At 33.8% G+C, this 12549-nt stretch carries 6 protein-coding genes and 1 riboswitch; of the genes, 3 read left to right on the top strand and 3 right to left on the bottom strand.

What is annotated here, in order from left to right; genetic code table 11:
• Positions 1-16 precede the first annotated feature (16 nt).
• The 3 genes from ABD940_RS12620 to ABD940_RS22900 form a co-directional block, all read right to left on the bottom strand.
• A complete protein-coding gene (locus tag ABD940_RS12620; RefSeq protein ID WP_345204358.1) occupies positions 17-1177 on the bottom strand; it encodes an O-succinylhomoserine sulfhydrylase in 1161 nt (386 codons plus the stop codon).
• Positions 1178-1304: 127 nt separating this feature from the next.
• Positions 1305-2849, bottom strand: a complete 1545-nt coding sequence (locus ABD940_RS22905) for an ACT domain-containing protein (protein ID WP_425550363.1) — start codon at positions 2847-2849, stop codon at positions 1305-1307.
• A gap of 2 nt (positions 2850-2851) precedes the next feature.
• Complete coding sequence (locus ABD940_RS22900) at positions 2852-3790, bottom strand: alpha/beta fold hydrolase (RefSeq protein ID WP_425550362.1); 939 nt, start codon at positions 3788-3790, stop codon at positions 2852-2854.
• Between the two features lie 66 nt (positions 3791-3856).
• A riboswitch (SAM riboswitch) is annotated at positions 3857-3963 on the bottom strand.
• A 187-nt stretch (positions 3964-4150) separates the two neighbouring features.
• Here ABD940_RS22900 and ABD940_RS12610 point away from each other — a divergent pair.
• The 3 genes from ABD940_RS12610 to ABD940_RS12600 all read left to right on the top strand — a co-directional run bounded on the left by ABD940_RS12610 (position 4151) and on the right by ABD940_RS12600 (position 12503).
• Positions 4151-6766 carry an MGH1-like glycoside hydrolase domain-containing protein gene (locus tag ABD940_RS12610; protein ID WP_345204356.1) on the top strand — a complete coding sequence of 872 codons (2616 nt, stop codon included), beginning with the start codon at positions 4151-4153 and terminating at the stop codon, positions 6764-6766.
• 291 nt (positions 6767-7057) lie between these two features.
• Entirely contained in the window at positions 7058-10585 is a 3528-nt protein-coding gene (locus ABD940_RS12605; RefSeq protein ID WP_345204353.1) for a DUF7619 domain-containing protein, read from the top strand.
• Positions 10586-10823: 238 nt separating this feature from the next.
• Positions 10824-12503, top strand: coding sequence for a T9SS type A sorting domain-containing protein (locus tag ABD940_RS12600; RefSeq protein WP_345204350.1), 1680 nt, complete (start codon positions 10824-10826; stop codon positions 12501-12503).
• Positions 12504-12549 lie beyond the last annotated feature (46 nt).

Genomic DNA, 12549 nt, shown 5'->3' with positions numbered 1-12549 from the left:
TTTTTTCATCATTAAATTAATCTAATGCCTGTTTTAAATCTGCAATAATGTCCTCCACATTTTCCAAACCAACCGAGCAACGAACCAAACCAGCTGTAATTCCTACTTCGTTTCTTTCTTCGTCTGATAATTTGGAATGTGTTGTAGAAGCTGGATGCGTAACGATAGTTCTCGTATCACCAAGGTTTGCAGACAGCGAACACATTTTAATTTTATCTAAAAAATTTCTTCCGCCTTCAATTCCGCCTTTGATTTCGAATGCTACGATATTTCCTCCCAGTTTCATTTGCTTTTTTGCGACTTCATAACTTGGATGAGAAGAAAGGAAAGGATATTTCGTTAATTCTACATTTGGATGATTTTCTAAAAATTGGGCAACTTTTAAAGCATTTTCACAATGTTTTTCAACACGAATTGCTAAAGTTTCCAAACTTTTTGATAAAACCCAAGCGTTGAAAGGTGACATTGCAGGTCCCGTATTTCTAGCGAAAAGATAAATTTCACGAATCAAATCTTCTCTGCCGACCGCTACTCCGCCCAAAACACGACCTTGTCCGTCAATCAATTTTGTTGCTGAATGCACCACGACATCTGCTCCATATTTTATAGGCTGTTGTAAATAAGGTGTTGCGAAACAGTTATCTACAATGAAAATTAAGTTATGTTTTTTTGCAATCTGTCCGAAAAATTCTAAATCTAAAACCTCAATCGCTGGATTTGTAGGTGTTTCCAGATATAAAATTTTTGTATTAGGCTGAATATATTTTTCAACGTTTTCAGCATCTTCCGCTTTGAAATAAGTTGTTTCGATATTCCATTTTGGAAAATATTTTGTAAACAATGTGTGTGTCGAACCGAAAACCGACTGACAACTTACAATATGATCACCTGCATTTAACAGAGTTGCAAAAGTTGAATAAATTGCCGCCATTCCGGTTGCAAAAGCATATCCTGCTTCTGCACCTTCCATTTTTGCGATTTTATCTGTGAATTCTGTTACATTAGGATTTGAAAATCGGCTGTATAAATTTTTAGATTTTTCTTCTGCAAAACTCGCTCTCATATCTTCCGCATCCTGAAAAATAAAGCTGGATGTAAGATATAAAGGTGTAGAATGTTCGTCAAACTGTGTTCTTTCAGTTTGAGTTCTTATTGCAAAGGTTTCAAAATTTTCCATATAGTTTTAAAATGTAACAATGTATCAGTTTAGCAATGTTGTACTGAAATTCTTCACTTTGTTCAGAATGACAATGGTAATGAATATTGATAAACTGCTATATTATTAAATTGTTATATTAATATTATTATTTCGTTTCGCTTACTCTTAAAATATCTCCGAAAACACCTCTTGCAGTAACCTGAGCTCCGGCTCCGGCTCCCATAATTACAATTGGATTTTCTCCATAACTTTCAGTATAAATTTCAAAGATAGAATCCGATCCTTTTAATTGTCCTAAAGCTGAACTTGCAGGAACAGAAATCAATTTTACATCCAATTCACCTTTATCTTTTTGTAAATCTCCGTGTAAGTCTCCAACATATCTTAAAACATATCCCGGCTCCTTATTTTCTTTGATTTTTTGGTATTCTTCATCCAATTCTTCCAGCCTTGAAAGGAATTCAGGTTTAGAAACAGATAACAAACTTTCAGGTACAAGATTTTGAATATTAATATCACCAAATTCATTAATTAAATCTAATTCTCTCGCCAAAATCAACAACTTTCTCGCGACATCATTTCCAGATAAATCTTCTCTTGGATCCGGTTCTGTGTAGCCTTTTTCTAACGCTTCATTGATGATTGTTGAAAATTTATCGTCTCTTAAAGAAAAATTATTGAAAACGTAGCTCAATGTTCCAGAGAAAACACCTTTGATTCTTGTAATATTTTCTCCTGAAAGGTGCAATAATTTAATCGTGTCAATAAGCGGCAAACCTGCGCCAACATTAGTTTCGTATAAATAACGTCTGTTATTTTTGTTTAACGTATATCTTAGTTTACGGTATTCTTCGATCGGAAGCGTGTTGAAAATTTTGTTAGAAGAAACCAAGTCAAATCCATTTTCTGCCAATGCGTGATAATTATGAACAAAATCTTTGCTCGCAGTATTATCAACAACAATAAGATTTTCCAGTTGATTCTCTTTTGAGAATTTAATTAATTCATGAACATCAGAAGGACTTTCTGCCGTTAAAACCTCATCATTCCAATTGCTGTCGAAACCTTTTTTGTTGAAAGCTATTTTTCTTGAATTGGCAACTGCCACCACTTTAAGATCTATTTTTTTACGTCTTCTGATTTCTTCTGATGAGTGCAAAACCTGTTCGATCAAAGTCTTTCCAACATTTCCGTGACCGATAATTGCCAAATGAACCGTTTTTGGTTTTTTAGAAATTTCAGATTCGATGATGTTTTTTGCTTTTTCGTCCTGCGAAGAAGTCACAACAATATTGATACGTTTTTCACTTGCCACTTGATTTAAAAGCAATGGAAAAACATTATTTCTTGCTAATTCTGCCAAAACTTTGTTGAAATCTTCTGCAACAAAACCTATGACAGAAACATTATTTATACTGTAAATCTGAGAAACTTTCCCTGATTTTCTTTCTGCTTCAAACTCGTCAATCAGGCAATTTACTGCTTTTTCGGAATCAGCTTCCTGAACCAAAATTGATAATCCGTTTTCGATTGCCTGTTGAGAAATTACTCCAACACTGATTCTCGCTAAGGTAAGCGCTTTAAAAATTCGTCCGTCAATCCCGATTTCGCCTAAGAAATCTTCTCCTTCAAATTTGATGATTGATCTGTTTTTTAAAAATTTTATTTCGTTAGCATTAATCTTACTCATTTCTACAAAATATTTTTAATGATGTTATTTAATTGTTCGTATTCCATTAAGAAGGCGTCGTGCCCATGAATTGAGGTGATCTCGTGATAGAAAACATTCTCCTTTTTTTCTTTTAGCTTTTCAAAACACATTCGGATTTCAGAAGCTGGGAAGAATAAATCTGTATCAACGGAGATCATGTGCATTCGTGCATGAATCTTTTCCAATTGAGTTTCATCGACATTAATATTCATCAGCAAATGATTCATCAGCTTATAAGATTTTAAACTAAATCTTTCGTTTAAAGCATTTCCGTGATAAATCAGCCAATCTTCCGATTCTAATCTCTGTTTTTGTTGATTGTATTTATTTTGAAATCTATCATTTAATGATTCAGGCGTTCTGTAGCACAACATTGCATGAATTCTGGCTTTCTGTAATGGTTCATCATTTCCATTTAACAAATATTTCTGAACCAGACATTGTGCATGAAGCCAATCGTGGGTTTTAAAATCGCAGGCAATAGGAATGAAAATTTCAGCTAGTGTTGGATGTTGAACCAACATTTCCCAACCGATTCCGCCACCCAAAGAACCTCCAATAATGGCGTGTAAACTTTTAATATTTAAAACTTCAAGACCTTGTAAAAAGATATTCGCAATATCTGAAGGTGTGAAATCTTCATAATGATCAATTAAAAAATCATCATAGCCGTTTCCGGGAATATTGAAACACAGAACTGTATATTTTTCGGTATCGATCACCTGATTTTCGCCAATTAATTTTTTCCACCACCCTTTTTCACCGGAAACATCAGAATTTCCTGTTAAGGCATGATTTACTAAAATGATCGGAGCAGAAAACAAGTCTTTCCCGAAAAGCTGATAGCTCAACGAGATATTGTATTCCTTTTGGGAATTGGTTTGATACGAAAAATTAATATAGTTTAGTTCTGTTTTCAATTCTATTATTCTTTTTGATAATACAATTTGAAAATGCCACTAGAAATGGCTGAAAAGAACTTCAGTAAGTTATCTGTCCAAAATAAATTTGGTAGAACGTAGCACCTTCTTCGCTTTCGCAAAGGGTTGCTAAGGTTTCACAGGGTCTATCCCTCAACCTTTCTTGATAACATTTTCAATATGTGAATGATCGAATGGTGCAAAGATAGAACTTTTCTTTTAAATATTTATAAAAATTTAATTTAACACTGTAAACACTGACAAATAAAAGGTTTTTAAAGGAATATTAAATATAATTCAAATTTGATGAGTTGGAATTTTTTCTCAAAAAAACTAACTTCGTATTGAAAATGGTGAAATATGAGTGCCGAAAAACAAAGATTACAAGATAATAACTGGAAAAATTGGGGACCATATGTCAGCAACAGACAATGGGGAAATGTACGCGAAGACTACAGTTCAAACGGCGACGCGTGGAATTTCGCCAATCATAATAATGCAGAAAGCTATGCCTATCGATGGGGTGAAGAAGGAATCGCCGGGATCTCCGATGTGAAGCAACTTTTCTGTTTTGCTCTTTCGTTCTGGAACAAAAAAGATAAGATGGTGAAAGAGCGTTTCTTTGGATTAAGCAATCCACAGGGAAACCACGGAGAAGACATTAAAGAACTTTTCTATTACTTAGACAACACACCGACTCATAGTTATATGAAAATGGTGTACAAATATCCTATCAACGAATTCCCTTACGATAATATCCGTGCTGAAAATGCGAGAAGAAGCAAGAAAGAACCGGAATACGAAATTTTTGATACAGGAATTTTCGATAATGATGAATATTTTGATATTTTCATTGAATACGCAAAGGCAGATCATAATGATTTTTTAGTCCGCGTTACAGTTTGTAACAGAAGCCAGATTGATGCGCCGATTGTTGTTGCACCAACTGTTTGGTTCAGAAACAACTGGAAGTGGGGATACAATACTTACAAAGGTCAGACAAATGCTTCTTATGAAGGCTGTATCGATATTAATCATGACAGTATTTCGATAAAAAAGTTCTATTCCAGAAACATCAACGCGGAAAGTGTTTTCTGCGAAAATGAAACCAATAATCCTAAATTATATGGAGCACCTTATCCCGGAAATACATACTACAAAGACGGAATTAATGATTACATCACCTACGGAAGTAACACGGTAAATCCTGAAAAAAGAGGAACAAAGGCTTCATTTTTAATTGATGAAACAATTGGAGCACAACAGTCAAAAACCTTTGATTTCAGACTGTCGCCGAATGATCTGGACGAACCGTTTTATCATTTTGATGAAATTTTTAATGCAAGAATTAATGAAGCCAACAAATTTTATGATGAAATTCAGAATGATGTAACGAATGATGACGAAAAAAATGTGCAGAGACAGGCTTTTGCAGGGCTTCTTTGGAACAAACAATTTTATCATTACAATGTCGGAAAATGGCTGAAAGGTGATCCGAATTTTGAAGCTCCGAGAGATTTCAACAATTATGTAAGAAATACCGAGTGGAACCATATGCATAATAAAGACATCATTTCCATGCCTGATAAATGGGAATATCCTTGGTATGCGACGTGGGATTTGGCTTTCCATTGTGTCCCGTTTTCGATTATCGATGCAGATTTTGCTAAAGGGCAGCTTCTTTTGTTAACGAAAGAATGGTATATGCATCCAAACGGACAGCTTCCCGCGTACGAATGGAATCTGAGTGATGTAAATCCGCCTGTTCATGCGTGGTCGTGCTTTAGGGTTTTTAAAATTGATGAAAAGCAAAACGGCAAACCGGATCTTTTATTTTTAGAAAAAGTTTTTCAAAAATTGCTTCTGAATTTTACTTGGTGGGTTAACCGAAAAGATAAAAGCGGCAACAATATTTTTGGCGGAGGTTTCTTGGGACTTGATAACATCGGTGCGTTTGACCGAAATATGGAATTAAAAGACGGTCAACATCTTGAGCAAGCCGACGGAACAAGCTGGATGGCAATGTATGCCTTAAATATGATGCGAATTGCTATGGAACTGGCTCAATATTATCAGGTTTATGAAGATATGGCGATCAAGTTTTTTGAACATTATCTTTATATTGCTGAAGCGATGGAAAATCTGGGTGAAGGAACAAAAGGACTTTGGAATGAAGAGGACGGATTTTTCTACGATGTTTTACAGCTTGGAAATGGCGACAGTGTTTCATTGAAACTGAGAAGTATTGTCGGTTTGATTCCTATGTTTGCAGTAGAAATTGTAGATCATCATTTATTGGAAAAAATGCCCAATTTCCAGGCAAGAATGGAATGGGTTTTAAAGAATAAACCTGAACTGACAAAGCTTGTTTCGCACTGGGATGAAGAAGGTCACGGAAGAAAACATTTAATGAGTATTCTTCGTAAAAACAGACTGACAAAAGTTTTGACAAGAATGCTTGATGAAAAAGAGTTTTTAAGTCAATACGGAATTCGTGCCATGTCGAAAGTGTATGAGGAAAATCCGTTTAAATTTTCTGTTCACGGAACTGAAAATATTGTGTATTATACCCCTGCAGAAAGCGACAGCCGAATGTTTGGAGGAAACAGCAATTGGCGAGGTCCGATTTGGTTTCCAATTAACTTTTTAATTGTAGAAAGTCTGCAAAGATTCCATTTTTATTATGGAAACAGTCTGAAAGTTGAATTACCGACCGGAAGTGGAGACAAGAGAAATCTTGATGAAGTGGCACAAAATATCAGTGGAAGGTTATGCTCGATTTTCTTAAAAGATGAAAATGGAGAACGTGCTTTCAATGGTGGAAATGCAAAATTCAATTATGATGAAAATTTTAAAGATTACATTACATTTTTTGAATATTTCCACGGAGATAATGGCAGCGGAATCGGAGCATCACATCAAACGGGCTGGACTGCGACAGTCGCGAAACTGATGAAACCAAGATTAACGATATAGTTTTTAAAGCCTCTTTTTTCAAGAGGCTTTTTTATTTTTTGCACTTGAATTTTATCTTATTTCAAATAATAGCGAAGTATTAATTATTTGATTATCTTTGCAAAAACAACACAAAATATGAAAGCAAAAACACCTTGTTTTCCTGACTTCCACATCAGGAATCCTCAAATTTCCAACGACTTACAGCTATTATTCAGAAAACTTTTCGCATAATTAATTTTAAATGAGATTTTAATTATTCTCATCAAATTTTCCTGCGAAAAAATCAAAAAAATACACAACAAATTTATAATGAAAACTAAATTATTTTATCTTATTTCGTTTCTAATGCTCAGCATGGGAATGAAGGCGCAAAATATTAGCATTCCGGATGCTAATTTTAAAGCAAAATTACTTTCCTCTTCATCGAGTAATACTATTGCTAAAGATATTAACGGAAATTATTTTAAAATTGACGCAAATGGAGACGGTGAAATACAACAAAGTGAAGCCAACAATGTAAGTGCATTAGAAATTATTAACCCCAATAATACCAATCCCATCCAAAATTATCTGGGAATAGTATCTTTCGGCAATATCAAAAAGATAAAAATAGATTATTATTCTGCTCCAGATAACAATCTAAATTTATCAAACTTAAACTACTTAGAAGATCTAGATATTGCATTTCAGACAGCTTCCAGTTTTAATCCCGGAATATTATCTGTAAATAATTGCTTAAATCTTAAGAATCTTCATGTAAATGTCATTACTCTTCAAAATCTTACGAATACACCCTCTGTAAAAAATGTTGATATTTTCGTTAATACATTTGGAAATGTGCAAAATATCCTTAGTGATTTAGGAAATCTAAATAATCTTGAGAAAATAAGATTATATACATCGGGAACATTTAATATGGGAACACCAACTGGGATTTTAAATCTTAGTTATCATCCATTTTTAAAAGAAGTTGACATAGATTATCTTAAAATAAGTGAATTAAATCTAAGCCATTGCAATTTACTCGATACAGTAGATATAAATATGGGATACACCCCTCCTAACGTAAATCCTAATTACTTTGGAAGTTTAAATGTCGATTATTGTCCTTCCTTAACAGCTATTAATCTTGCAGGAGACTCAAATGTTACAGCCTTAAGTGCTAATAATTGTACCAATCTGCAAAGTATTCACTGCGAATCGGAGTTTCTTGGAAATTTTAACGCCAATAATTGCTCTTTACTTAATGAAATACAGCTTACATCTTTAGGTTCTTCCAGCCCATTTCAAATAGTAAACTGTCCGAGTTTGAAAAAAATCAGTATCGATCAATACGAAAATGATACTTTTGATGCAACGAATGCAGTGAATTTGGAACACCTTTATTTAGGTTCTTCATGGTATTATCCGGGTTATAATACAAATTTTTTCGGAGCGCTTCAAAATCTTACGATTTCCAATAATTTAAAGCTTAAAACTTTAGGTTTACGCAATCATCCATTAACACAATTAAACATCAACGGGCTTCCAAAGCTGGAAAGTGTATCTCTAGAACTTGCTTACAGTTCAGGGACAACCTATACTCCACAGCCGAATTTCGCTACTGAATTTCTGCAGTCTATCAACATACAAAACTGTCCTTTACTTACAAGTGTTACTTTTCCGGGGCAAAAAGGTTTAAAGAATATTACGATTAAAAATTGTGGAAGTCTTACAAATTTAGAACATTCAAACTCAGGGACGGCTTATCCTGAATTTGGAGAATTGAAAACTGTAGATATACAAGATTGTGCTGCTTTATCTTCTCTAAATTTCAGCTATAATCAAATGAATGATTTTAAACTTAAAAATACAGGCGCAACCACTATGGATATAAGTCACAATGAGCTTACAAATTTTGAATTGGTAAATAATAACAATTTGGCTACAATTTTAGCTTCAAAAAATAAATTTGCAAGCTTAAATTTCTCTACTTTACCTAATAATCTCCAGACACTAGACAGTTCTTTCAATCTAATCACTTCTGTTGCAGGAACTTCTTCATCTATAAAAACTCTGGACATATCCAATAATAATCTCACCGGTTTTAATATACATAATCTTTCGAACTTAGAAACTATAACTATGGGAAGAAATAAAATCCTTGACGTAGATTTTTCCGGGCATACAAAGATTAAAACAATTTATGAATTTGATTACAGTAATTATTTTGGTAATCCAGGTTTCACAAATCCTCCTACATTCACAAAAACTTTTAATGTAAATAATTGTACAAACCTAGAAACTGTCATTCTGGAATCTTCTTCTTTAGAAAAAGTTTTTGCCAAAAATGGACTTAACGAAGGGATATATTTTCAGATGGGAAGTTATCCAAACCTTCAATATATTTGTTGTGATGCTTCTCAAATTGCAGACTTACAAGCTTCCCTTGCTATGGATGGTATCATTTGTAATGTGAATGATTATTGTAATTTTATTCCTGGAGGAGATCACAATACGATTACAGGAACCGTAAGATTCGATGAAAACAATAATGGCTGCGATACAAATGACGAGGTTTTCGAACATTTAAAACTAAAAATCAGTAACGGAACAACGACTTCAGAAACTTTTGTGAAAAGTAACGGAGAGTACAATTTATATAATAATCAGGCAGGAAATTATACCGTGACAGCAGAACCCGAAAACGCTTCATTATTTACCATCACACCTTCTACATTTACAACGAATTTTACGAATAACAACAATAATATTTTCACTCAGAATATTTGTGTTACAAAAAACGGAAATGCAAAAGATTTAGAAATTGTAATTGCTCCGGTTATTAATGCAAGACCTGGTTTTGATGCCGTTTATAAATTAATTTGGAGAAATAAGGGAAATACAACTCTTTCTGGTTCGGCTGTTCTTACATTTGACAATTCCAGAATGAGTTTTGTTTCTTCAACTTTGCCATCGACTGTTTCAGGAAATCAGGTTACTTTCAATTTTAATAATTTGAAGCCTTATGCAAACTCTTCATCTGAAATTAAATTTACAATTAATCCGCCAACACATCCTTCATATCCTGTGAACAACGGAGATATTCTGAATTTTACAGCGAATATAACGCCACTTTCAGGAGATCTAAATCCTGATGACAATTCATTTAATTATAAAGAAACCGTAGTTGGTTCATACGATCCGAATGACATAACATGTCTTGAAGGAAACCAAATTCCTGTTGCGATGGTAGGAAAAGATCTTCATTATATCGTTAATTTTGAAAATACAGGAACTGCTTCTGCTGTAAATATTGTAGTAGAAATGGAAATCAATCCTGATGATTTTGATATTAATACTTTACAATTACAAAACACTTCACACAATACTTATACGAAAATCACAGGAAATAAGGTAGAATTTATGATGAAAGATATTAATCTTGCCGCACTAGCTCACGGAAATGTTGCACTGAAGATCAAATCTAAAAACAATCTCGTTTCTGCTGATACTGTGATGAATAAAGCGAATATTTATTTCGATTACAATTATCCAGTTGAAACTAATGAAGCAGTTACTAATATTGGAAGTGTTACTTTATCAGCTTCAGATATTATCAAAGGAAAAGATACTGTAAACGTGTATCCAAATCCTACAAAAGGAGATGTAAATATTAAAGCAGATTCAAAAATAAATTCTGTTGAGGTTTATGATGCACAGGGAAGAATTATCCAAAAACAAAATTTGAATTCTCAGGAAGCGAAAATTTCCATTCATAATAACTCTTCAGGAATCTATATTTTAAAAATTAAAACTGAAAAAGAAAACATCACTAAAAAAGTAATTAAAAACTAAATAATTGTTGATTTTAATTAAATCCTCTTTCTATCTGAAAGGGGATTATTTTATTATTTATGACATACTATTTGTTATTTCAATAATATGTGAATCAATTATAGTTAAAATCTATTTTCCAATGAGAGAAAAGTAATTTTTATCTAATAATCGTAAAAATTCTATATTAATTTTCTTTTTATATTAAATTATAAATAACAAATTACCTATATTAGCATCACAAAAAATAAAAGTATTTATGAAAAGAAAACTATTCCCTTTTGCCGGATTGGTACTATCCAGCATGTTTACTACTCAGATTTACGCTCAGGATTATCAGCCGCTGCTTGTACAAAGTGGCTTTAATGCAGATGTGATTGCAAATGGAGTAGGATCATCTGCTTCTTCAACCAATAATGATGTTGATGGAGTGAGTTATGCATTCGTTTCAAGAGATTTTCAATTGACTGCAGCGAGTCCTGCACTTACTTACGGACTTCCTGTAAACGGGATTATAAATTCTGTGGTAGGATCAACTTCGGGACTGTCTTATCAAATGGCGTCTTATAGCTCAAATAATTCATTGAGGCTGCAAAATACAAATGACAATGGTACTTTACTTTTCTCTAATCCCCTTTCTGCAAGCACTGTATATATGTTAGCAACTGGAGGAAGTGGAGATTGTACAGTAAATGTAGATGTGAATTTCACGGATAATACTTCACAGACTTTTACCGGAATTGGTATTACAGACTGGTATTACGGAAGTAATTATGCTATTCAGGGAATCGGAAGAATTAATATCACTAATGACAATTTAGAGTCTGGTTACGGAACAGATCCGAGATTATATCAAATTCCTTTAATCATCAATCCAACAAACCTTTCCAGAACCATAAAAAGTGTAACAGTTACCAAATCAGGAACAGGAGGAATTCCAAATATTTTTGCTTTTGCAGCTGATGCTTATAATCCTTGTGGCGCTCCGACCAATATCACCGCAACAACCACAATGAATAACGCAACATTAAGCTGGGCAGTTCCAGCGAGTGGCGCACCATCTTCAGGATATCAATATTATTACAGCACATCTCCTACTCCGCCAACAGCAACGACCACACCTTCAGGAGTTGTACCATCAGGAAATTCGGTTACTTTAAATAGTTTAACAACAGGACAAACATATTATTTCTGGGTAAGATCTTCTTGCGGAAGTTCATCTTACAGTTTCTGGAAAATGAAACAATTCGCTCCGGGGCAAATTTCTACTACCTATACAATCGGAGATATTAACACAGAATATAATTTTGGCCCGGATACTTCTACAAGTACAAACTGTGCCGGAACGGTTTCTGTAAATGTTCCTGCAGGTTATAAAATAGTATCAACAGACGTTTCTTATACGATGACTACCGCAAGCAACGGATGGATGTCTGAACAAAGAAGTTTATTGGTATGTTCTACAAACGGAACAGCTGAAAGTTCGGTAAATTCGGGAGCCGGGCAAAACGGTGGAACATTCTCATATAACAGAACAGGGCTTACAATAGCAAATAATCTTACAGGCACCGTAAATTTCGACCTTAGAGCATGGAGAACTTATGGAGGATCAGATTGTAGCACGGATTACAATAAAGTTGACAATGGAACTTTTACCGTGACAATTACCGTTCAGCCTCTTGCTTTAGCGACAAGCGAAGTAAACGCCAAAGAAAAGGAAAGAATTGCTTATCCGAATCCATTTATTGATACATTATACATAGAAAAAGCGGAAAATGTAAACAAAGCTGTGATTACAGATCCTTCCGGAATTGTGGTGAAAACGGCGGAAAATCCATCTTCCTCATTATTCTTAGGAGGAATAAAATCCGGAATGTATATTTTAACATTAACAATGAAAGACGGTTCTGTAAAGAGCATGAAAACGATCAAAAAATAATTTACACACACATTCATACTGAAAAACCCGGTTGGAAATTAATTTC

This window comes from Chryseobacterium ginsengisoli, from assembly GCF_039542325.1.
Classification (GTDB): Bacteria; Bacteroidota; Bacteroidia; order Flavobacteriales; family Weeksellaceae; genus Chryseobacterium; species Chryseobacterium ginsengisoli.
This window is presented reverse-complemented; position numbering and strand designations above follow the sequence as displayed.